The sequence below is a fragment of the Natronospirillum operosum genome (assembly GCF_004768465.1).
Classification (GTDB): Bacteria; Pseudomonadota; Gammaproteobacteria; order Pseudomonadales; family Natronospirillaceae; genus Natronospirillum; species Natronospirillum operosum.
In genome coordinates this window covers 243,513-264,953 of record NZ_SRMF01000003.1, presented here as the reverse complement: position 1 = coordinate 264,953, position 21,441 = coordinate 243,513, and the positions used below count along the sequence as shown (strand labels likewise).

Annotated in this window: 20 protein-coding genes; 16 read left to right on the top strand and 4 right to left on the bottom strand. The window is 62.0% G+C overall.

The features are described 5' to 3' along the window. The first annotated feature begins 181 nt into the window (after window positions 1-181). From E4656_RS10185 to E4656_RS10150, 8 genes are all read left to right on the top strand, one after another. Entirely contained in the window at window positions 182-847 is a 666-nt protein-coding gene (locus tag E4656_RS10185; protein ID WP_135483118.1) for a TetR/AcrR family transcriptional regulator, read from the top strand. 62 nt (window positions 848-909) lie between these two features. Further along, on the top strand, window positions 910-1,830 hold the full coding sequence (locus tag E4656_RS10180) for a TAXI family TRAP transporter solute-binding subunit (RefSeq protein ID WP_240753958.1): 921 nt from the start codon (window positions 910-912) through the stop codon (window positions 1,828-1,830). A 21-nt stretch (window positions 1,831-1,851) separates the two neighbouring features. Further along, window positions 1,852-3,804: a TRAP transporter permease gene (locus E4656_RS10175; protein ID WP_135483116.1), complete on the top strand. Its 1,953-nt coding sequence runs from the start codon at window positions 1,852-1,854 to the stop codon at window positions 3,802-3,804. Further along, window positions 3,801-4,472 (top strand): 4-carboxy-4-hydroxy-2-oxoadipate aldolase/oxaloacetate decarboxylase, encoded by a 672-nt coding sequence (locus tag E4656_RS10170; protein WP_135483115.1) that lies wholly within the window; start codon window positions 3,801-3,803, stop codon window positions 4,470-4,472. The genes E4656_RS10175 and E4656_RS10170 overlap by 4 nt, the downstream gene beginning before the upstream one ends. Beyond that, on the top strand, window positions 4,465-5,526 hold the full coding sequence (locus E4656_RS10165; RefSeq protein WP_135483114.1) for a 4-oxalomesaconate tautomerase: 1,062 nt from the start codon (window positions 4,465-4,467) through the stop codon (window positions 5,524-5,526). Before E4656_RS10170 ends, E4656_RS10165 begins: the two co-directional genes overlap by 8 nt. Window positions 5,527-5,567: 41 nt before the next feature. After that, entirely contained in the window at window positions 5,568-6,437 is an 870-nt protein-coding gene (locus E4656_RS10160) for an amidohydrolase family protein (RefSeq protein WP_135483113.1), read from the top strand. Between the two features lie 2 nt (window positions 6,438-6,439). Further along, complete coding sequence (locus E4656_RS10155; protein WP_205849164.1) at window positions 6,440-7,195, top strand: NAD(P)-dependent oxidoreductase; 756 nt, start codon at window positions 6,440-6,442, stop codon at window positions 7,193-7,195. Window positions 7,196-7,338: 143 nt separating this feature from the next. Further along, window positions 7,339-8,349, top strand: coding sequence for an amidohydrolase family protein (locus E4656_RS10150; protein ID WP_135483112.1), 1,011 nt, complete (start codon window positions 7,339-7,341; stop codon window positions 8,347-8,349). A 286-nt stretch (window positions 8,350-8,635) separates the two neighbouring features. Here E4656_RS10150 and E4656_RS10145 read toward each other — a convergent pair whose 3' ends face one another. Together E4656_RS10145 and E4656_RS10140 are read right to left on the bottom strand one after the other, a co-directional pair. Continuing rightward, a complete protein-coding gene (locus tag E4656_RS10145) occupies window positions 8,636-9,574 on the bottom strand; it encodes an AEC family transporter (RefSeq protein ID WP_135483111.1) in 939 nt (312 codons plus the stop codon). 7 nt (window positions 9,575-9,581) lie between these two features. After that, window positions 9,582-10,265, bottom strand: coding sequence for a TetR/AcrR family transcriptional regulator (locus E4656_RS10140; protein ID WP_205849163.1), 684 nt, complete (start codon window positions 10,263-10,265; stop codon window positions 9,582-9,584). Between the two features lie 226 nt (window positions 10,266-10,491). Between E4656_RS10140 and dctP the strand changes: the two genes are divergently transcribed. From dctP to E4656_RS10115, 5 genes are all read left to right on the top strand, one after another. After that, entirely contained in the window at window positions 10,492-11,508 is a 1,017-nt protein-coding gene (dctP, locus tag E4656_RS10135; protein WP_135483109.1) for a TRAP transporter substrate-binding protein DctP, read from the top strand. Window positions 11,509-11,584: 76 nt separating this feature from the next. Beyond that, window positions 11,585-12,091, top strand: a complete 507-nt coding sequence (locus E4656_RS10130; protein ID WP_167856017.1) for a TRAP transporter small permease — start codon at window positions 11,585-11,587, stop codon at window positions 12,089-12,091. After that, window positions 12,088-13,356 carry a TRAP transporter large permease gene (locus E4656_RS10125; RefSeq protein WP_135483107.1) on the top strand — a complete coding sequence of 423 codons (1,269 nt, stop codon included), beginning with the start codon at window positions 12,088-12,090 and terminating at the stop codon, window positions 13,354-13,356. Before E4656_RS10130 ends, E4656_RS10125 begins: the two co-directional genes overlap by 4 nt. A 39-nt stretch (window positions 13,357-13,395) precedes the next feature. Beyond that, window positions 13,396-15,264 carry a bifunctional sugar phosphate isomerase/epimerase/4-hydroxyphenylpyruvate dioxygenase family protein gene (locus tag E4656_RS10120; RefSeq protein ID WP_135483106.1) on the top strand — a complete coding sequence of 623 codons (1,869 nt, stop codon included), beginning with the start codon at window positions 13,396-13,398 and terminating at the stop codon, window positions 15,262-15,264. Further along, window positions 15,261-16,145 carry a shikimate dehydrogenase family protein gene (locus tag E4656_RS10115; RefSeq protein WP_135483105.1) on the top strand — a complete coding sequence of 295 codons (885 nt, stop codon included), beginning with the start codon at window positions 15,261-15,263 and terminating at the stop codon, window positions 16,143-16,145. The genes E4656_RS10120 and E4656_RS10115 overlap by 4 nt, the downstream gene beginning before the upstream one ends. A gap of 22 nt (window positions 16,146-16,167) precedes the next feature. Here the strand turns inward: E4656_RS10115 and E4656_RS10110 are convergent, their stop codons facing one another. Further along, window positions 16,168-16,857 (bottom strand): GntR family transcriptional regulator, encoded by a 690-nt coding sequence (locus tag E4656_RS10110; protein ID WP_135483104.1) that lies wholly within the window; start codon window positions 16,855-16,857, stop codon window positions 16,168-16,170. Window positions 16,858-17,007: 150 nt separating this feature from the next. Here E4656_RS10110 and E4656_RS10105 point away from each other — a divergent pair, with 150 nt between their 5' ends. Both E4656_RS10105 and E4656_RS10100 read left to right on the top strand, forming a co-directional pair. Continuing rightward, window positions 17,008-18,057, top strand: a complete 1,050-nt coding sequence (locus E4656_RS10105) for an aromatic ring-hydroxylating dioxygenase subunit alpha (protein ID WP_135483103.1) — start codon at window positions 17,008-17,010, stop codon at window positions 18,055-18,057. Between the two features lie 14 nt (window positions 18,058-18,071). Next, entirely contained in the window at window positions 18,072-19,055 is a 984-nt protein-coding gene (locus E4656_RS10100) for a PDR/VanB family oxidoreductase (protein ID WP_240753957.1), read from the top strand. A gap of 78 nt (window positions 19,056-19,133) precedes the next feature. Here the strand turns inward: E4656_RS10100 and pobA are convergent, their stop codons facing one another. Beyond that, on the bottom strand, window positions 19,134-20,312 hold the full coding sequence (pobA, locus tag E4656_RS10095; protein WP_135483102.1) for a 4-hydroxybenzoate 3-monooxygenase: 1,179 nt from the start codon (window positions 20,310-20,312) through the stop codon (window positions 19,134-19,136). Between the two features lie 134 nt (window positions 20,313-20,446). On the opposite strand from pobA, the gene pcaQ reads away from it, so the two are divergent. Then, window positions 20,447-21,391 carry a pca operon transcription factor PcaQ gene (pcaQ, locus tag E4656_RS10090; RefSeq protein ID WP_135483101.1) on the top strand — a complete coding sequence of 315 codons (945 nt, stop codon included), beginning with the start codon at window positions 20,447-20,449 and terminating at the stop codon, window positions 21,389-21,391. Window positions 21,392-21,441: the final 50 nt, after the last annotated feature.

Below are 21,441 nucleotides of genomic sequence, written 5' to 3'. Positions count from 1 at the left end.
TACCAGCCACCGCTAATGAATCTGACCTGCCATCTCAATCAACCCGCAAGACGCCACTAACTGCTCGACACCATGCTGCACCCATGACCGGAAACAGCCCACTGGTTGACTATAAAAATCCCTTGTACTAATGTACAAGGAGAATGTACATAAACACAAATAAAATGGATGGACGTATAGCATGACCGCCCGACCCCGCAATGTTCGCGATGCTCTGCTGCAATCAGCATTGAAGCTGTTTTCCCGCAATGGCTACAGCGCCGTGTCCATGCGTGCCATTGCCAAGGGTGCGGGTGCCAATGTGGGCAGCCTGACTTACCACTTCGGTTCCAAGGCCAACCTGGTGCGAGAAATCTATCTGCAGCACACCGGCCCCATGAACGAGCGCCGTATGGAGCTGCTGCGCGAAGCCCGGCGTATCGAAGATCTCGATCAGCGTCTGACTGCCATCATCCGGGCCTATGTGATTCCGGCCTTTTCCATGTCGCAATCCGGCATCGGCGGTGGCGCCGAGTTCACCCGCATGCGTGCCATTCTGTCGGCCGAGGGCAACCGGGAGGCAGCCGCCATCATTGCCGATTCATTTGATGACACCAGCCAGGCCTTTCTGCGGGCAATCAAGGAGTGCGTGCCCGGCGCCAGTATGGAGGGGCTGATCTGGCGCAGTCAGTTCCTGCTCGGATCACTGTATTACGCCCTGATCAATCCGGATCGGGTCACTCGTTTGTCCGAAGGGCGGGTGGATGGTTCCGACCAGAACGCCGCCATCGAGCAACTCGTGGAAGCCAGCTTTGCCAGCTTCCGCACCCTGGCCGCCGAGGAGCAGTTGCACTCAACTGCCCTCTGAAGTCAGGCCACAGCAACCTTGCTTACAAAGATGAGAGGTACACCATGAAAGGACTTAAGCCAGTGGCAGTCGCATTTGCCAGTCTGTCGCTTCTGGCGGGCGTAGCCCTTGCCCAGGAACAACGCCTGTCCATAGGCACCGGAGGAACCGGTGGTCTGTTCTACGTCATCGGTGCCGGTATGGCCGAGACGCTGAACCAGAACATGGACAACACGACCGCGCGCGCCGAAGTGACCGGAGCGTCGGTAGAGAATATTCGCCGCGTTACTCAGGGCCAGATGGAATTCGGTTTCTCTTCCTCCTCCACGCTCTATGAAGCCATGGCGGGAGAAGGCCCGTTTGACGGTAACCCGCTGGATGTGCAGGCCATTGCCTATCTGTACCCGGCCGTTCTGCAGATCGCCACCATTGACAGCACAGGTGTTACTCACCTGTCCGAACTGGAAGGCAAGCGCGTCAGCCTGGGCCCGCCGGGCAGCAACGCCGCCGTTCTGGCGCAGCGTGTGCTGGAAGCCTACGGGGTGTTCGACAGCGTGCGTCCACAGTTCCTGTCCTACAATGAAGGCGTCAGTGCCCTGACCAATGGCCAGTTGGATGCCACCGTAGTTCTGGCTGGCGCACCGACCGCTGCCCTGATCGACCTGGACTCCCAGCGCAACATGCGGCTGCTGCCGGTGCAGGCCAATGAGGTAGTCGACCTGCTGCGAGCCTACCCCTACTACCAGCTCTATGACATTCCTGCCGGCACCTACTCCGGTCAGACGGAAGATGTGACCGTTATCAATGATCCAGCCACGCTGTTCACCTCCAGCGGCTACAGCGAAGAGCTGATCTATGACATTACCCGAGCGTTGTTCGACAACCTGGACCAGCTGGGCGAGGTGCATCCGCAGGCTGCAGCCATCTCTCTGGACACGGCAACCAATACACCCATTGGCCTGCATCCAGGTGCCCGCCGCTACTTCAACGAAGCGCGCCAGTAAGTCTGGCGCCGGAGTGTCGACATGATCAGAGCCGCACTGGACAAAATCATGCTGCCGACTCCGGGCGAAGGCCTGGAGTTCCGGCTGATTTCCGTACTGTTTTCACTGTTTGCTGTCGGCATTGCCGCGCTCGTGGTGTACGGAGCCTATTTTGGTGGCATCACGGCACTGCTGCTACGTTCAGTGTTCTTCTCCGCTGTGGCCTGTGCCGGCCTGCTCAGCGCGGCTCTGGTCATTCGACACTGGCCCGGCAAGGTCATCTGCTATGGTCTGGCGCTGGTGGCGCTGATTCCGGGCCCCTATCTCTGGCAGTCCTACATGGACATCATCATGCGGGGCGCCATGTCGACCCCGCTGGATGAATACATCTTTGTCGGCCTGCTGCTGGTCACCCTGGTGCTGGTCAAGTTGAAGGTCGGCTGGGCCCTCGTGGTCCTGATGCTGGCTGCACTGGCCTATGCCTGGTTCGGCGACATGATCCCGGGCAAATACGGGCACCGGGGCTATGACCTGTCCAGGCTGACCTCGACACTGATGCTGTCGACCGAAGGTTTCTATGGTGTACCCATGGGCGTGGCCGTGGAGTACATCTTTCTGTTTGCCCTCTTTGGTGCCCTGCTGACGCGTATCGGCACCGGCGAGGTTTTTGTGGATATCGCGCGCGGCCTGACTGGTCGTGTACAGGGAGGACCGGGCCTGTCGGCGGCGCTGTCCAGCACCCTGATCGGGTCCCTGAATGGCAGTGCCGTGGCCAATGTAGTGACCACCGGCACCTTCACCATTCCGCTGATGAAACGGGTGGGCTACAGTCCCAAGCTCGCCGGGGCCATTGAGGCGGCAGCCTCTTCGGCCGGGCAGATCATGCCCCCGGTGATGGGGGCAGCGGCCTTTCTGATGGCGGAGATGATCGGTATTCCGTACCCGGTCATCGCTCTGGCGGCACTGATTCCGGCCCTGCTGTATGTATTCTCCCTGATGGTTGCCGTGCGTCTGGAAGCCGGACGTCTGAATCTCGAACGGGACCTGGCCGGTGGCCTCAAATTTCTCGCCGACACATTGCGCAAGCGCGGTTATCTGCTGCTGCCGCTGGTCACTCTGATTGCCCTGATGGTACGGGGTCAGTCGCCAACCCAGGCCGCCGTGGTGGCCATTGTGATGGGCCTGCTGATCAGCCCCTGGCAACGCCTGACCCGGGTCGGCCTGCTGGATCTGATCAAAGTCTGTCAGGACACCCTGCTCAACACCCTGCCCATCGTCGCGGCAGTGGCAGCGGCCGGCACCGTCATCGGAGTATTGAACCTGAGCGGCATGGGGCTGATGGTTTCGAGCCTGATCGTGGAACTGGGCGGCGGCAATATCTGGGCCGTGCTGGCCCTGACGGCAGTAGCCTCCTTTATTCTCGGCATGGGCCTGCCCACCTCGGCCGCCTATCTGCTGCTGGCGGTTCTGGTGGCACCGGCTCTCACCAGGCTGGGCATGCATCCGATCTCGGCCCATATGTTCATCTTCTATTTTGGCCTGGTGTCGGCCATTACGCCGCCGGTCGCTCTGGCAGCCTATGCTGCGGCCAGTATCGCCGGCGCTCCGGCCAATGCCACAGCAGTCGAGTCCATCCGTCTCGGCTTCGTGAAACTGCTGGTGCCGTTCCTCTTTGTCACCATGCCGGGCCTGCTGATGATCGGCGACTGGTCCGACACGGCCCTGGCCATACTGTTCTCGTTCCCGGCCGCACTGGGTATCACCATCGGCTTTGCGGGCTGGATGCGTCGTCCATTGCCCGGCTGGGAGCGGCTGCTGTTCATACTGTCTTCCCTCTGCATCGCCTGGCCGGCGCCGGCAGCTGACTTCAGCACCTCACTGCTGCTGATTCGCGGCACCGGCTTTGTGGTCCTGGGTGCATTGTTTCTGTGGGTATTCCGTCCCGGTCAAACCGCGCCCCGTCCTGCGGCGGCGCCTTCAGGAGGTGAATCATGAGTCAGGTAGTACAACATATCGTGCGCGCACCGTCCGACCAGGTGGAGCAGTTGGCCCGGTTCGGTGTCGCTACAGTGCATGAAGCCCAGGGCCGCAAGGGTCTGCTGGCCGACTACATGCGCCCTATCTACACGGGTGCACGGCTCGCCGCCTCGGCAGTCACCATCTCGCTGCCGCCGGCGGACAACTGGATGGTCCATGTGGCCATCGAGCAACTGCAGCAGGGCGATATTCTGGTGCTGGCACCGACATCACCCTCCAATGCGGGTTATTTCGGTGATCTGCTGGCCACGTCGGCGCGGGTTCACGGCGCGGTCGGCCTGATCATCGATGCCGGTGTACGAGACATCAGGGATCTGACCGAGATGCAGTTCCCGGTCTGGTCGCGCAGCATCTTTGCCCAGGGCACGGTCAAGGAAACCCTGGGCTCGGTCAATGTGCCCATCGTCTGCGCCGGTGAACTGGTGAACCCGGGCGACATCATGGTGGCTGACGATGATGGCGTCTGTGTAGTACGCCGGGACGAGGCAGCCGAAGTGATCGAAAAGTGTCTCGCCCGGGAAGCTCGGGAAGCCGAAGTCAGAGCCCGCCTGGCCGCGGGCGAACTGGGTCTGGATGTGTATGGCATGCGCGACCGGCTGGCCAGCAAGGGGCTGCGCTATGTCTGAAGCCATTCGCTGCATGTGGATGCGTGGCGGCACCTCCAAGGGCGGATACTTTCTGGCCGCGGACCTGCCGGCCGATACAGCGGCCCGCGATCAGTTGCTGCTGAGCATCATGGGGTCACCCGACCCGGTACAGATCGACGGCCTCGGCGGCGCCGACCCCCTGACCTCCAAGGTGGCGGTGGTCAAACCCTCCACTCGCCCCGATGCCGATGTAGATTATCTGTTTCTGCAGGTTTTTGTCGATCAGCCCGTGGTGACCGATGCCCAGAACTGCGGCAACATCCTGTCCGGCGTGGGGCCCTTTGCCATCGAACGTGGCCTGGTCCGGGCCCGGGAGGGTGAAACCGATGTGCGCATTTTCATGGAAAATACCGGTCAGCTGGCGACCGCGCGGGTGCAGACACCCGGCGGCCGGGTGGCTTATGCGGGCGCGGCGACTGTCGATGGTGTGCCGGGCACGGCGGCGCCCGTGTTCATCACCTTTGCCGATACTGCAGGCGCCTCCTGCGGTGCCCTGCTGCCCACCGGCAATCCCAGGGATGAAATACAGGGCAAGGCCGTCACCTGCATCGACAACGGCATGCCGGTGGTGCTGCTGCGGGCCGCCGACTTTGGCCTGACCGGCAATGAAGATCGCGCCACACTGGAAAGCAATCGCAGGCTGCGCGACGAACTGGAATCCATCCGCCTGGCTCTGGGAGAACGCATGAACCTGGGTGATGTCAGTCAGAAGTCGGTACCCAAGATGTGTCTGCTGTCTGCACCCACTGGTGCAGAGGGTACGGTGAACACCCGAACCTTCATTCCGCACCGCTGCCATGCTTCCATTGGTGTACTGGGTGCGGTGTCGGTAGCAACGGCCTGTGCCATCAGGGGTTCGGTCGCAGCCGACCTGGCCAGGCTGCCGGCCGATCCGGAGGCCCCGCTGCAGATCGAGCACCCATCAGGCCAGATGGCGGTGGTCCTGCGTCATGACCAGGACGGCAGGGTAGTCGAGGCAGCCATAGTGCGCACCGCGCGCAAGCTGTTTGATGGCGATGTATTTTCCCACTGAGTCGGCCAGCGTCCGTCTGGCCCGTAATGCGGAGTTTGTCCATGAGTCCTGATTACCTACCGTTCCATCCGCAGCCCAGTCGGCCTGACTTTCAGGCCCCGCGCGGCGCAGTGGATGCACACTGCCATGTGTTCGGGCCGGCAGCCGAATTTCCCTTTGCGCCCGAACGCAAATACACGCCCTGTGATGCTGGCAAGGACCAGCTCTTTGCGCTGCGCGATCATATGGGTTTCAGTCGCAACGTCATCGTGCAGGCGTCCTGTCATGGTGCCGACAACAGCGCACTGGTGGATGCCCTGCGCCACGCCGGCGACCTGGCGCGCGGCGTTGCCGTGGTGCGGCCCGACATCACCGATGCCGAACTGAACGACCTGCATGCGGCCGGCGTGCGGGCAGTACGCTTCAATTTCGTCAAGCGTCTGGTCGACAGCACACCCTGGTCCGACTGCCTGGCCATCACCGAACGGGTGCGGCGGCTTGGCTGGCATGTGGTGATCTATTTCGAAGCCCCGGATCTGGCCGAGCTGACACCCCTGATCCAGCAACTGAACACCACAGTGGTGATCGACCACATGGGCCGACCGGATGTGACCGCCGGCGTCGAGCACCCTGACTTCCGGCGCTTTGTGGAGCTGCTGGAGCACAACCCGCGCCTGTGGACCAAGGTCAGCTGCCCGGAACGGCTTACCGTACAGGGCCCGCCCTACGAAGATGTCGTGCCCTTTGCGCGCAGTCTGGTGGCACATTTCCCCGACCGCGTACTCTGGGGGACGGACTGGCCGCACCCGAACATGAAATCCCATATGCCGGATGACGGTGCCCTGGTCGATCTGATACCCCTGATTGCACCCACGGCCGAGCTGCAGCGGCAGTTGCTGGTCGACAACCCGATGCGCCTGTACTGGAGCTGACCATGAACCCCGCCCCTGAAACAGACAGCCTCGTTCTGGGTTTCATCGGTTTCGGTGAAGCAGCCTCAACCTTCGCCGGCAGCCTGAACCGCAGCCGGCCAGCCTGTGTGCACTGCCACGACATTAAGAGTGTGCAGGACCACGCAGCCGTGCAGGCCAGGGCCGAGCCGCTGGCTGTGATTGCACAGCCGACTGCGGACGCCCTGTGTCGGAACTGCACCGTGCTCTGGAGTCTGGTGACGGCCGATCAGGCCCTGCCTGCTGCTCGTGCGGCGGCCGAAAGCCTGCGGCCGGGCACACTGTATCTGGACGGCAACTCCTGCTCCCCGGGCACCAAGCGTGCAGCCGCAAAGGAGATCGAAGCCGCAGGCGGGCACTATGTGGACATGGCCATCATGTCACCGGTGCTGCCGGCCCGGGCTGGCACGCCCCTGCTGTTGTCCGGCACCCAGGCTGCCCGGGCCTGTGAACAGCTCAACCAGCTCGGGCTCAATGCCCGCGAGGAAACCGGCCCTGTGGGCACGGCGTCCTCCATCAAGATGCTGCGCAGTGTCATGGTCAAGGGCATGGAAGCCCTGTTTGCCGAATGTGTACTGGCCGCGCGTCGTGCCGGTGTCGACACCCAGGTTCTGGGTTCCCTGCAGCAGTCCACGCCCGCGATCGACTGGGCAGCGCAGGCGGCCTACAACCTGGAGCGAATGACTCACCACGGCAAGCGCCGCGCAGCGGAAATGCGGGAGGTTACGGTCTTCCTGTAGGAACTGGGCTTCAGCGAACCGCTGTCGGAACGGACCAGCCACTGGCAACAGTTGCTGGGCGACCTGAACCTGCAGACCGACCCGAACGACTACCAGACCAGTGCCGAACAGATCAACGCGGCACTGCAACAGGAGAGTTCCTCATGATCATAGACTGCCACGGACACTACACCACTGCCCCTTCCGAGCTGGGTGACTACCGCGAGGCCCAGAAAGCGGACCTGGCCCGGAACCCCGACCACCAGGCCGAAAAGGGGCTGCTGACCATTACCGACGACCAGATTCGTGAAAGCATCGAGCAGAACCAGTTGCGTCTGCAGCGCGAACGCGGCACGGACCTGACCATCTTTTCGCCCCGGGCGAGCTGGATGGGTCATCATCTGGGCAATGAAAGCACCAGCATCACCTGGACCGAACACTGCAACGATCTGATCAAGCGGGTTGTGGATCTGTTCCCGGACAACTTTGCGCCGGTCTGCCAGCTGCCACAGAGCCCGCTGGTAACGCCCCAGGCCTGCGTCGCCGAACTGGAACGCACGGTCAGCCAGATGGGCTTCATCGGCTGCAACCTGAACCCCGACCCTTCCGGAGGCTACTGGAAGGACAAGCCGCTGCACGACCGTTTCTGGTACCCCATCTATGAAAAGATGGTGGAACTGGACATTCCGGCCATGATCCATGTCAGCGGGGCCTGCCATGCATGCTTCCACACCACCAGCTCCTACTACCTCAGCGCCGACACCACTGCCTTCGTGCAGTTGATGATGTCCGACCTGTTCAAGGACTTCCCCGAGCTGCGCTTCATCATTCCGCACGGCGGCGGCGCCGTACCCTACCACTGGGGACGATTCCGCGGCATGGCACAGGACATGAAGCTGGGCGACCTGCAGGAGCGGGTGCTGCAGAACATCTATTTCGACACCTGCGTCTATCATCAGGAAGGTATCGACCTGCTGCTGGATGTCATTCCGGTGGAAAACATCCTCTTCGCTTCCGAGATGATCGGCGCGGTAAGGGGTATTGACCCGCAGACCGGTCACTATTTCGATGACACCAAACGCTATATCGATGCCAATACCCGACTCGATGCGGCCCAGAAAGCACAGATCTTCGAAGGCAATGCGCGGCGGGTGTTTCCGCGCCTGCAGGCCTGAAGAGGGGGAATCCCATGAATCAGGACATCCAAGCTGCCGTATCAGCTGCCATCATCGCGGCCAGCCGCTGCCTCGATGCCCGACGCTATGATGAATTCGGTACCTGGCTTGCTCCCGACTGCGAGTTGATACGCCCAACCGCCGATGAGCCGCTGCCGCCGGCCATGCCATCGACTATCTGCAGTCCTTGGGCCACAGCCGGATCGGGTCGGTCTCGGGCTCCCTGCTCAACCCCATCTGCCGGGAGCGGGTAAAGGGGTATCAGACTGCCATGCAGGAGGCCGGCCTAGTACAGCACCAGCAACCAAACGGACAAACTCAGCATCGACATCAGCGTGGTCACCAGCAGAATGGCTGCATAGGCACTGTCGGCATGGTAGCGCCCGGCCAGCACCGGATAGATGCTGAGCATCGGCATGGCCGCCGACAGGATGACGATACGCTGCAGCTCGGGGTCGAAAGGCGGAGCCAGCCAGACCAGACCAGCCACCAGCAGCGGATGCAGCAGCAGCTTGCCGGCCATCACCCCAAGAATGGTGCCCAACCGACCACCCCAGCGGGTACCCACCAGCGAACCGCCGATCACGAACAGCGCCACCCCGGTAGCTGCACTGACCAGAAATCCGATGCTGCGCTCTACCGGCTCGGCCAGGCGGGCACCAAGCAGATTGCAGACCAGGCCCACCACCAGCGCCAGCAACATGGGGTTGCGCAGCAGATTGCGCCCAACTCCGGAGACAGCAGCCAGACCTGCCCACCCCTGATTCCGACTGCGCGCAAATTCGAACAGTATCAGCACCATAGGCAGGATCAGAACGTTTTCCACCAGCAGGTTCATGGTGAAGGCATTGGCCGGCAGACTGCCATAGACCGCAATCAGCACCGGCGCCCCGACAAAGGCGCTGTTGCTGACCGATACCCCCATGCCGCTGCCCGTCGCCGCCAGTGGCTGGGCACCCGAAACCGCACGAAACAGACCATAGACCAGCCAGAAACCGAGCAGACTGCCGAGCGCATAGACGGTGACATAGTGCGGGTTCAGCACCTCACCAATGGGTGACGAAGCGACAGTGGAAAAAATCAGGGCCGGCAGGCAGTAGCTGACCACAAAGCGACCCATGTGCGGAATGGCTTCACGGGGAAAGAAACCACCCCGCACGGCCCCGTAACCCAGCACGATCACCGCAAAGATGGGCAGGACGGTGCTGGCCAGAGAGACTTCCATGGGCCGGTCAGGCCTGCGGGTCGGGCTGGCCGTCCAGGTGACGCAGCATGGCCTCGCGCGACAGCACGTAGCGCATGACCATGTCGATCACATGCCCCTGCAGTATCTTCTGGTTGTCCGGAGCAGCCTGGTCCCAGTTGAAGATATGGGAAAAGGTATACTGGTTGGACACATTGAAAAACGACAGTGCACTGATCAGCCAGTGCAGTTCCAGCGGGTCCAGATCGTCCCGGAAATCGCCGGACGTCACCCCGCGCCGATAGATACGCTCCAGCTCTTCAATGGCGCCTGCATTCAGACTCTGAATGAATTCGGACTGCCCAAGATAACGACCATGGTGAATGTTCTCGATCATGACCATGCGAATGAAATCGGGGTGACTGATGTGGTGCCCGAAGGTAAAGGCCACCAGCCGGGCCAGCGCATCCACCGGCGGCAGGTGATCCAAGTCCAGTTCGCCTTCCTTGTGGCGCACGGCCTGATAGGACTGCTCAAGCGCCCGCAGATAGAGCGTCTCCTTGTCCTGAAAGTAGTAGTAGATCATGCGCTTGGAGGTCTGCGTCTTCTCGGCAATCTCGTCAATGCGCGCGCCCGACAGCCCCTTCTCGGAGAATTCCCGGGTGGCCACCCGCATGATGTCTGCCCTGACCCGCTCCGGGTCATTCTTGCGTGTGCGCTTGCGACTGGTCACTCCCTGCCTCCCGGACGACTGCTGAGTCTTGTTGTTGAGTATCGTCATGGCCCTGATTATCTCCCGATTCGGGCCCATCCTACCACAGGTTGACTATACGTACCATTTCGTACATTATGAATGTGCTGGCCTGAGAACCTGAGCCACAAGCAAAAATAAACCACAATAAATCAGTGACAATCTACCTGCCGCTCTCCCCGAGCGGACGACAGAGAGGACAACAAGAATGACTATTCAGACCCCAATGCTGGCCACTGCGGTGGCGGCACTTGCCCTGACCATTTCCGGCTCCGTCATGGGGCAGACCCTGCGTTTTGCCCATGTCGATCCGGATGACTGGACCACCTCCAAGAAGGGCGCTGCTGCCCATGTATTCAAGAACCTGATCGAAGCCGAAACCGACATGACGGTTGACATCTACCCGGCTGGCTCTTTGGGCCCGGAGGGTGATCTGATCGAGGGCACTATTGACGGTGTCATTACCATCTCCATGGTCTCCGGTTCCTACGCCAACTACTGCCAGGCGGCTGCGGTCACCGATATCCCCTACACCTTCCCGTCCGCGCCGGTGGCTTGGGCCGTGATGGATGGTGAATTCGGCCAGACTCTGGCCGAGCACTGCCTCAACGAAACCGGCCTGCGCACCCTGGCCTACGGCGAAACCGGCTTCCGCCACTTCACCAACTCTGTGCGCCCTATCCACTCGCCGGAAGACATGAGTGGCCTGCGTTTCCGGGTACAGACCATTCCGCTCTATCTGGAGATGGTTCGTGGTCTGGGCGCGGAACCCATGGGCATCGACTGGGGTGAGGTCCCCACAGCGCTGGCTACCGGCGTGGTCGACGGCCAGGAGAACCCCATTTCCGTGATCTACGAGAATGGTTTTTACGAGTTCCAGGACTACCTGACGCTCGACCGGCACGTTTACGGGGTCGACCATATCCTGATCAACGACGAGTTCTTCCAGTCGCTGCCGGAAGCCGACCGTGCGGCCATCCAGCGCGCTGCTGTGGTGGCCGGTAATGTCGGCCGGGCCATTCAGCAGTTTGGCTCTGCCGAGGGCATTGCCAATCTGGAAGCGCGTGGCATGGAAGTGACGCAGCCTACTGACGAACAGATGGAACAGTTCCGCACCGCAGCGCAGCCGCCTGTAGTGGAGTATCTGCGCGAGGAACTGGGTGGCGATGCCGAGTGGATTGACCGCCTTTCCGAAGCCGTCGAGAACGCGCGCATCGGGCTCTGATAGCCCCAGGCTCGCCCGCCCGCATCGGGCGAGCCTGTTACGCTTCCGACTTCCCAGTCAATTCCGGAGTGCCCCCATGTCCATGTTGATGCGCAGACTGCGCCATTACTTGATTGTTCTGACCAGCAGCCTGTCCGGACTGTGCATGATGCTGCTGTTTGTGATCGTACTGGTGAACGCCCTGCAGCGCTACACCGTGGGTCGGTCCCTGGTCTGGGGTGAGAACATGGCCGTCTACCTGATGATCTACGGCATCATGTTCGGTATTGCCTGGGCCTACCTGCAGGATAAGCATGTGCGCTTCAACCTGCTGCAGACCCTGTTGCCGGCGCAAACACAGCGCCTATTAACCGTCGCTATCGACCTGCTGGTACTGGCCGTCGGCATCGGCCTGATGTTTTCCGCCCTGGCGTTCATGGACAGCCGGGGCCATGTGCGGTCATCGAGCACCGGATTCTCGATGTGGATGTTCCATTCCGCAGTGCTTGCCGGCGGCACCCTGCTGGCTCTGTCGTCTCTGATCATGGCGATGCTGCGCTTCCAGGCGCCTGCCGGGGCAACTGAAGAGGAGGCTGGCGAATGATCATTACGCTGCTCATTGTCGCCGTGCTGATCGGCGTGCCCTTTGCTTTCGCCATTCTGGGCAGCCTGCTGGTGCTGATGATCACCGGCGACTTCCCCTACCACATTCGTATCGTCGCGCAGCAGCTGTTTGCGGGCCTCAATTCGTTTCCACTGCTGGCCATACCGCTGTTCATTCTGGCTGGCGAGCTGATGAACGAGGCGGGCATCACGCAGCGCATCATCAACATGGCCAATGCCATTGTCGGCCGCCTGAAGGCGGGGCTGGCCCACGTGAACATCTGGGCATCGGTCATTTTCGCCGGGCTGTCCGGCTCGGCTATCGCCGACACCTCGGCGCTGGGCCGGGTCTTTGTACCGGCCATGGAAAAGGAGGGCTATCCGCGTGCCTTCGCCGCCGCACTGACCTCGGCCTCTTCGGTCATCGGTCCCATTATTCCGCCCAGTATCCCGGTCATCATCTATGCGCTGACGGTTTCCGGCGTGTCCGTACCCGGACTCTTCCTCGCCGGCATAGTGCCGGGCCTGCTGATGGCCGTGGCGCTGTCGATCTACGTCTTTTTCTTTGCCGGCGACCTGGGCGCGGTGAAGGCGCTGCGTGCGATGTCCCGCCGCAAGGCTCTGCTGCAGGGCCTGATCCCAGTCTTCATGCCAATCTTCGTGGTGGGTTCCATACTGACCGGTGTAGTGACGCCCACCGAAGCCGCGTCGTTCGCTGTCATCTATGCCCTGATTGTGGGCGTGGTGCTCTACCGCACGATTTCGCTGCAGCGACTGCCCGAGATCTTTGCCCGCGCCATGCGGGATACCGCCATCATCATGATCATCATGGGCGCCGCAGCAGCAGCCAACTGGGTGCTGACCTACAACCGGGTACCCAACATGATCACCGCATGGGCACTGACCACCGTGGATGCCCAGTGGGTATTCCTGCTGACAATCATACTGTTGTTGCTGGTGGTGGGACTGTTCCTGGAAGGCATTGCCGCCATCCTGGTGCTGGTCCCCATCATCCACCCCATCGCAATGGCGCTCGGGCTGGATCCGCTGCACTTTGCCATCGTGGTGATATTCACCCTGATGCTGGGGCTGATTACACCACCACTGGGACTCTGTCTCTTTGTGGCGGAAGCCATAGGGCGTACCGGCCTGGGGCCAATCATCCGGCGCATATTGCCGATGCTCTTCATGCTGCTGCTGGTACTGCTGCTGATCACCTTTGTGCCGCAGTTGGTAACCTTCCTGCCGCGACTGGCAGGTTACTGATGACCGACTGACGGCTGTGTGCAAACCCGGAGACCTGATATGAAATCGTCCATTGCCACCGTCTGCCTGAGCGGCTCGCTGCCCGAAAAGGTGGCGGCGATCGCTGATGCCGGCTTCGACGGCCTGGAGCTGTTCGAAAATGACCTGACAGCCTTCGATGGTACCGCCATCCAGGCTGGCAGAATGATTGCCGAGCGCGGGCTTGAGCTGGTGACCCTGCAGCCTTTCCGTGACTTCGAGGGTCTGGAAGGCCGGCAGCGTAAACAGGCGCTGGATCGGGCGGAGCGCAAGTTCGACCTGATGCAGGAACTGGGCACGGACCTGCTGATGGTCTGCAGCAGTGTGCACCCCGATGCCCTGCCCGGACTGTCCCGGGCCGCCGAAGACTTTCACGAACTGGGTGAACGGGCCCGCCGGCGGGGTCTGCGGGTAGCCTTCGAGGCCCTCGCCTGGGGGCGCCATATTCACGACTACCGGGACAGCTGGGAAGTGGTCCGGCGCGCCGACCACCCGGCGGTCGGCCTGGTGCTGGATACCTTCCATATCTTTTCGCGCCAGACCGATCTCAACACCATCGGCAGCATCCCCAGTGATCGCATCTTTCTGGTGCAGACGGCCGACGCGCCGCGACTGTCGATGGACCACCTGTCATGGAGCCGCCACTACCGCTGCTTCCCGGGCCAGGGCGAACTGCAGATGGCGGATTTCATGCGTCTGCTGGAAGAAACCCGATACGACGGCCCCCTGTCGCACGAGATCTTCAATGATGTCTTTCGCATGGGGCACAGCGACCAGACGGCCCGCGACGGACAGCGCTCCTACCGCCTGCTGCGGGCCATGGCCGCCGACAGCGCGGTCCCGGTACCCCAGGATATCGACGGGATTGCCTTCATTGAAGTGGCCGCCGAAACGGAGGACCTGCCCGCTCTGCGCAATACCCTGTCGGCCCTGGGGCTGGCCTGTGTCGGGCGGCACCATACGCTGGAAGCCGAGCGCTGGGCCATCAATGATCTCAATATCGTGCTCAACCCGGACAGCAGCTTTGCCGGGCGCTCACCCGGACGCACGGCCACCGCCGTGACGGCATTCGGCCTGCGCGTGGACAATGCCTACGAAGCCTTCAAGCGTGCCGACCTGCTCGGTTTCGATATTGTCGAACCGGAAGATGTCGGCGCCACCCATGGCATGAGCGCGCTGCGCAATGTCGATGGCTCGCTGGCCTACATTATCGACAATTCGCAGCTCAGTCGCACCTGGGACCGGGAGTTCACGCGTGATGTCCAGCCCGTGCCCGAGGGCCCGGTGGTCGGTCTGGACCACATTGCTCTGTCGCTGTCCTACCATGACTTTCTGTCGGTATTGCTGCAGTACCGGGCCATCTTCAATCTGGACACCACGCCGTCCTTTGATGTCACCGACCCCAGAGGCCTGATTCAGAGCCAGGTGCTGTGCAATGCCAGCGGCACCTTCCGTCTGGCACTGAACGCCAGTGCCTCGCCGGACACGCTGAGCAATCGCTTCGTGCGCCGCTACGGCGGTTCGGGGGTGCATCATCTGGCCCTGCGCAGTACCGATCTGGCCACCAGCGCGGCCAGACTGGCCGAAGCCGACGTGCCGCTGCTGCCGATACCCGGCAATTACTATCGTGATCTCGCCGCGCGTTTCGACCTGCCACCGACGCAGCTGGATGCCCTGGCCGACCACCATCTGTTCTACGACGAAGACGCCGACGGCACCTATCAGCAGCTCTATACATTGTCGGGCCGGCGGGCCTTCTTCTTCGAAATAGTCCAGCGTGACGGCTATCAGGGCCTCGGCGCTCCCAATGCCTTTGTGCGCGTCACCGCCCAGCAGCGTATGGATGCCACCGCCCCGGACCCACAGGCCACCACAGGAGACACCGCATGATGAAACTCGCTCTGATCGGGGAAGGCATTGCGCAGTCCCAGTCCCCGGATCTGCATCGGCGGCTGGGCGGGAAGGTGGGGCTGGAGGTGCAATATGACCTGGTGGATGCGCTCGGCCAGACCGATTTCCATTTCGCCTCTGCCGTGAACGGGCTGCGTGCCGCCGGTTATCGCGGCACCAATGTCACCTACCCGTTCAAGGAACTGGCCTGCCATCTTGCCGACCAGCGCAGTGCCGGCGTCGATCGCGTCGGCACCGCCAATACACTGCTGTTCGATGGGGGCAGAGTTCTGGCCGACAATACCGATTACAGCGGTTTTATCAGTGCCTACCGGCATCAACTCGGCAACCGGCCGGCGGGCGAAGTGCTACTGATCGGCGCCGGCGGTGTCGGCCGTGCGATCGCCTGCGCCCTGGGCGAACTGGGCGTCAAGCGCGTGCATGTCATGGAGCGTGATCCGGTCCGCAGCAGTCTGCTGTGCAGGGACCTGCAGCAGATGAATATTCAGGCTGACAGCGTCAGCGCGGCAGCAGCAAAGGCGCGTCTGGGCGACTGGCAGGGCATCGTCAACTGCACCCCGGTCGGCCATGTCAATCATCCTGGCTGCCCCATCCCGACCGACGACCTGCAGGCCCACCACTGGGTATTCGATGCGGTCTACATACCGGCCCAGACCCGACTGCTGGCGGCAGCAGAAGCGCGCGGCTCCACCCTGCTGACCGGGGTGGAGTTGTTCATCTTTCAGGGTGTGGATGCGTTCCGGCGCTTTGCCGCTGATCAGGTGGATGCAAGCGACATTGATGTCCATGTGATGAGCCTGTTCCGCCACTACTATCAGCAACTGGTCACCGTAACCTCCGACCAGACTACCGACAGTTGAGCCGCAGTCAAGCGGCTTTCATTCAGGGCCGCAGCCGGACCTGCAGCCCGAACAGTGAACCGTAGCGCACCCCGACATAGGCATGCTCGCGCATCAGGGCATCGGCGCGCGCACCCTCGCCATGCTCGATGGCCTGCACCACCAGTTGGTGCTGCCACTGGGCCAGCTGCAGCTTGCGGAATTCCCGTTCCAGTTCGTTGTGGTCGATCATGATGGAGTCGGAGGAGGCAAAGGGCAGGTGGTTGTTGCGCGCTATGGCATCGGCAATGACCGGTGAGCCGGCAGCCTCGACCAGGGTGTTGTGAAACCTGGCGTTGATAGCGCTCCACTGTTCCACCTTGCGGTCATTCAGTGTCTGGTCGGTCAGCAACTCCTCGCCATCCTGCAGAATATGCCGGAATTCGGCCCGCACCTCGTCGGTCAGGCCGCGCTCGGCCAGCCGACGAGCGGCCAGCCCTTCCAGCGCACCCCGTATCTCCAGCCCGCAGATCACGTCGTCTTCGCTGAATTCGCGAATCAGAAAGCCGCGCTTGCCGGCCTGCTGCAGCAGACCCTCCTGTGCCAGGGTGCGAAAGGCCAGTCGCACCGGCATGCGTGAAACGCCCAGGGTCTGCGCGATCTGCGTCTCCGTCAGGCGCTCGCCCGGCGCCAGCTCACCCTGGCTGATCATGCGCCGCAGCTCCGTGATGACCTGCATGCTGACCTGACTCATCGGCTGTCTCCCTGGTTGACCGACATCTGGCATATTGGATCCAATATATCAGGATTACGGCTTTTCATTTGTGGTAACGGCGAATACGATATTATTATGGATCCATAAAAGCACAACTACAACAATCGGACCTTTCAGAGGAGAGCGCTCATGTATCCCAAGAATGCCTGGTATGTCGCTGCCACACCCGACGAAGTTCAGGACAAGCCCCTGGGCCGCACCATCTGCGGCGAACCCATCGTCTTTTTCCGCGGCGAGAACAATGTGGTTGCGGCCGTGGAAGACTTCTGCCCCCACCGCGGGGCGCCGCTGTCGCTCGGCTTTGTACGCGACGGCCAACTGGTCTGCGGCTATCACGGCCTGGTCATGGGCTGTGACGGCAAATGTCAGGACATGCCCGGCCAGCGCGTCAAGGGCTTCCCCAGCATCAAGGCCTACCCGGTCGAGGAACGCCATGGCTTCATCTGGGTCTGGACCGGTGATCCGGAACAGGCCGACAAGGGCGACATTCCGCACCTGCACTGGGCCGAGAGTCCGGAATGGGCCTATGGCGGCGGCCTGTATCACATCAACTGCGACTACCGGCTGATGGTCGACAACCTGATGGACCTGACGCACGAGACCTATGTGCATGCGACCAGCATCGGTCAGCCGGAGATCGAGGAAGCCGCCCCCAAAACCTACAAGGGCGAGGGCGACGAGGTGATTACCGAGCGCCACATGGAGAACATCCCCGCGCCGCCGTTCTGGCAGGCCGCACTGGAAGGCAATGGCCTGCCCTCGGACCAGCCAGTCGACCGCTGGCAGGTCTGCCGCTTCACACCGCCCAGCAGTGTGCATATCGACGTCGGGGTGGCGCTGGCGGGCCATGGTGGCTACGACGCGCCGAATGACAAGAAGGCATCCAGCATCGTGGTCGATTTCATCACGCCGGAGACCGAGACCTCCATCTGGTACTTCTGGGGCATGGCACGGCATTTCAAGCCGGAAGACGAGGCACTGACCGAGCGCATCCGCGAAGGTCAGGGCAAGATCTTCTCCGAGGACCTGGAAATGCTGGAGTCGCAGCAGAAGAATCTGCTCGCCTACCCGGAGCGCAGTCTGCTCAAGCTGAACATCGATGGCGGCGGCGTGCAGGCGCGGCGCATCATCGACCGGCTGCTGCAGGAAGAAGGCCGTATCCCGGCTGCCAGCCGCTAATACAGGAGACCCACATGCAGTTGACTCAGGAAGGTCTGTCCATGGTCTTGCGCCTGGAGCGCAAGACCATCATTGCCGAGCGCATCTGCAGCCTGGAGCTGGTCGACCCCCACGCTCGGCCGCTGCCACGCTTCAGTGCCGGCGCCCACCTCGATCTGCAGGTGGCCGACGGGGTGGTTCGTCAGTACTCGCTCAGCAATGACCCGACGGAAGACCAGCGCTACCGACTGGCGGTGCTGAAGGAAGAGGATTCGAGCGGCGGCTCGGTGGCCGTGCACGACCAGTTGCAGGAAGGTGACCTGGTGCTGGTCAGTGCCCCGCGCAACCACTTTCGACTGGCCAACGAGGCCCGGCACAGCCTGCTGTTCGCCGGCGGCATCGGCATCACGCCCATCCTGTCCATGGCCTGGTCCCTGCAGGGCAGGGGCGCCGCGTTCGATCTGCATTACAGTGCGCGCTCCGAGGCCCGCACCGCCTTCCGCGATGAAATCCGCTCGGCGCCCTTTGCCGACCGGACCCGCTTCTACTTCAGTGATGGTGCTCCGCGGCAACGTTTTCGCGACCAGTTGCCACAGCTGATTCCCGAGCCGGCAGACCACACCCATGTCTACGTCTGCGGTCCCAGGGGGTTTATCGAAGCCGTGATGGACAGCTTCGAGTCCAGGGGCTGGCCCAAGCAGCAACTGCACACCGAGTACTTCGAGGGCGCCGAGTTCGATACCAGCGACGACGACAGTTTCGAGGTGGAACTGGCCAGCAGCGGCGACGTCTACACGGTGCCGCCGGATCGCAGCGTGTTCGAAGTGCTGGACGAGGCCGGCATCTTCATACCAACCTCCTGTGAACAGGGGGTGTGCGGCACCTGTCTGACGAAGGTGCTTGAGGGCGAACCGGAACATCGGGACATGTTCATGGATGATGATGAACATGCCACCAATGACCAGTTCACCCCGTGCTGTTCGCGCTCGAAGTCGAAGCGACTGGTACTGGATCTGTAGAAACGTGCCGTCTGGTGCATGCGCTGTGAGACCGTCTGCGGCCATGCATCAGACTCGACCCGGCTATCAATACCCGAGTCAGAATGGCAGGCCGACGTAGTTCTCGGCCAGTGAGGCCTGGTAGCGCGGCGAGGAGACCAGATAGTCGAACTCCGCCTGCCGGATGCGCTCGTTGAACGATTCGTCGCCCTCGAAACGGTGCAGCAGAGAGGTCATCCACCAGGAGAAGCGCTCGGCCTTCCAGACCCGGGCCAGCGCGCGCTCGGCATACTGATCGAGCGCCCGGGTACTGCCGTCGCGATAGTGCTCGATCAGGGCTGTGGACAGATAGTGCACATCGGAAAAGGCCAGGTTCAGACCCTTGGCGCCGGTCGGGGGCACGATATGCGCCGCATCACCGGCCAGGAACAGGCGCTGATACCGCATCGGCTCGCAGACAAAGCTGCGCAGCGGCGCCACCGATTTCTCGATGGAGGGGCCGGTCACCAGGGTTTTCGCCACATGCTCCGGCAGATGCGCTTTCAGCGCATCCCAGAACGCTTCATCACTCCACTGTTCGGGCTTGTCGTCGGCCTTGCACTGGATGTAGTAGCGACTGAGCACATTGGAGCGCATGGAACACAGCGCAAAGCCGCGTTCGTGACTGGCATAGATCAGTTCGTGGTCGACCGGTGGCGTCTCCGACAGAATGCCCAGCCAGCCGAAGGGGTAGACCCGCTCGTACTCGTGGCGTTCGGCCTGCGGAATCGACTGCCGACTGACCCCGTGGAAGCCGTCACAGCCGGCAACCAGGTCACAGTGAATCCGGGTTGGTTCGCCATCAATGGTGCAGGTGACAACGGGGCGATCCGTGTCCAGTCCCTCGATGGCTACATCCGGCACATCGTCATGCAGCGGACAGCCATTCTGCTGATGCGCGGCGTACAGATCCTTGGTGACCTCGGTCTGCCCGTAGACGGTGACGCTCTTGCCCACCAGTGACTGCATGTCGATGCGCAACAGGTCTTCGCCGTAGGAGATGGCGAAGCCTTCATGCCGCTGACCTTCCCTGTCGAGACGCGCCCCGACACCGGCCTGATGCAGCAGATCCACCGATCCGGGTTCCAGCACGCCGGCACGAATGCGTGACAGCACATAGCCCATCGGGCGGCGCTCCAGCACCACGGCCCTGATGCCCGCATCGTGCAGAAAGCGGCTCAGCAACAGACCCGCCGGACCGGCACCGATCACCACAACCTGAGTCTCAAGTTCTGTCATATCCGTTCACTCTGCTCATTGTTTTTCTCACTCAATACTAGAGAGGCCGGAGCGTCGCCCCTAATGACTCTTTGACTTGCCTGTATATCAAATTCCATATAGCTTGAAGGAACACCTTCGGCCAGGGCCCCGTTATGGTCATCGACAACCGCATCAAATTCCGGCATCTGCAGTGCTTTATCGAGGTCGTGCGCCAGGGTGGCGTGGTCAAGGCCGCCGATCACCTGGCGCTGACGCAACCTGCAGTGTCGAAGAAGCTGAAGGAACTGGAAGAAATGCTGGGCGTCGACCTGCTCGATCGGCAGAAGAAGGGCGTCGTGCTGACCCCCTTTGGCGAAACCTTTCTGCGCCATGCCCTGAGCAGCGCCAACGCCCTGCGCGAAGGCATCAACAGCGTGCAGCGGGCGCGCGACAGCTGTCACCCGCCGGTTACGGTCGGTGCTCTGCCCACGGTAGCGGCGCGGGTGATGCCGGCTGCGGTGCGCCGTTTCAAGGAGCGCCTGCCCGACACCACGGTCAATATAATAACCGGCCCCATTCCCTATCTGCTGGGGCGCCTGCGGGTGTCCGAACTGGATATCGTGATCGGGCGCATGGGGCAGCCGGATGACATGCAGGGGCTGACCTTCGAGCAGCTTTATCTGGAACGTCTGGCCCTGGCAGTGCGCCCCGGCCACCCGGTACTGGAGCACGGCGGCAGCCCGCTGCAGGCGCTGGAGCACTATCCGGTCATCATGCCCACGGGTGACTCCATCATCCGCAACAGTGTGGAAAAGTACCTGCTCGCGCATGGGGTCAGCCTCAATGCCAACCAGATCGAAACCGTGTCGCACGCCTTTGCGCGCGCCTATGTGCGCGATACCAATGCCGTCTGGATGATTTCCCGCGGTGCCGTGGCCAGAGATATAGAAGAGGGCGCTCTGGTCGAACTGGACTTCGACGCCCGCGAAACCCTCGGCCCCGTCGGCTTCACGCGCCCGGTCGATGCCCTGGCCACCAATGCCATGGACGTCATGATCAGCTGCGTGCGCGCAGTGTCGACCAGCATTGTGGACGAGAAGGAACTGGGCACACCCTGAGCACCCGGCAATATACAGAAAACAATATATCGGGACGGCGAAAGCTCATT

What these genes read in the sequence shown, in the direction of transcription:
- E4656_RS10100 (WP_240753957.1), top strand. Translation starts at nt 18,072, where the DNA reads ATGCAGTTGACTCAGGAAGGTCTGTCCATGGTCTTGCGCCTGGAGCGC.
- E4656_RS10125 (WP_135483107.1), top strand. Translation starts at nt 12,088, where the DNA reads ATGATCATTACGCTGCTCATTGTCGCCGTGCTGATCGGCGTGCCCTTT.
- dctP (WP_135483109.1), top strand. Translation starts at nt 10,492, where the DNA reads ATGACTATTCAGACCCCAATGCTGGCCACTGCGGTGGCGGCACTTGCC.
- E4656_RS10130 (WP_167856017.1), top strand. Translation starts at nt 11,585, where the DNA reads ATGTCCATGTTGATGCGCAGACTGCGCCATTACTTGATTGTTCTGACC.
- E4656_RS10165 (WP_135483114.1), top strand. Translation starts at nt 4,465, where the DNA reads ATGTCTGAAGCCATTCGCTGCATGTGGATGCGTGGCGGCACCTCCAAG.
- E4656_RS10150 (WP_135483112.1), top strand. Translation starts at nt 7,339, where the DNA reads ATGATCATAGACTGCCACGGACACTACACCACTGCCCCTTCCGAGCTG.
- E4656_RS10185 (WP_135483118.1), top strand. Translation starts at nt 182, where the DNA reads ATGACCGCCCGACCCCGCAATGTTCGCGATGCTCTGCTGCAATCAGCA.
- E4656_RS10145 (WP_135483111.1), bottom strand. Translation starts at nt 9,574, where the DNA reads ATGGAAGTCTCTCTGGCCAGCACCGTCCTGCCCATCTTTGCGGTGATC.
- pcaQ (WP_135483101.1), top strand. Translation starts at nt 20,447, where the DNA reads ATGGTCATCGACAACCGCATCAAATTCCGGCATCTGCAGTGCTTTATC.
- E4656_RS10160 (WP_135483113.1), top strand. Translation starts at nt 5,568, where the DNA reads ATGAGTCCTGATTACCTACCGTTCCATCCGCAGCCCAGTCGGCCTGAC.
- pobA (WP_135483102.1), bottom strand. Translation starts at nt 20,312, where the DNA reads ATGACAGAACTTGAGACTCAGGTTGTGGTGATCGGTGCCGGTCCGGCG.
- E4656_RS10120 (WP_135483106.1), top strand. Translation starts at nt 13,396, where the DNA reads ATGAAATCGTCCATTGCCACCGTCTGCCTGAGCGGCTCGCTGCCCGAA.
- E4656_RS10105 (WP_135483103.1), top strand. Translation starts at nt 17,008, where the DNA reads ATGTATCCCAAGAATGCCTGGTATGTCGCTGCCACACCCGACGAAGTT.
- E4656_RS10155 (WP_205849164.1), top strand. Translation starts at nt 6,440, where the DNA reads ATGAACCCCGCCCCTGAAACAGACAGCCTCGTTCTGGGTTTCATCGGT.
- E4656_RS10110 (WP_135483104.1), bottom strand. Translation starts at nt 16,857, where the DNA reads ATGAGTCAGGTCAGCATGCAGGTCATCACGGAGCTGCGGCGCATGATC.
- E4656_RS10175 (WP_135483116.1), top strand. Translation starts at nt 1,852, where the DNA reads ATGATCAGAGCCGCACTGGACAAAATCATGCTGCCGACTCCGGGCGAA.
- E4656_RS10115 (WP_135483105.1), top strand. Translation starts at nt 15,261, where the DNA reads ATGATGAAACTCGCTCTGATCGGGGAAGGCATTGCGCAGTCCCAGTCC.
- E4656_RS10170 (WP_135483115.1), top strand. Translation starts at nt 3,801, where the DNA reads ATGAGTCAGGTAGTACAACATATCGTGCGCGCACCGTCCGACCAGGTG.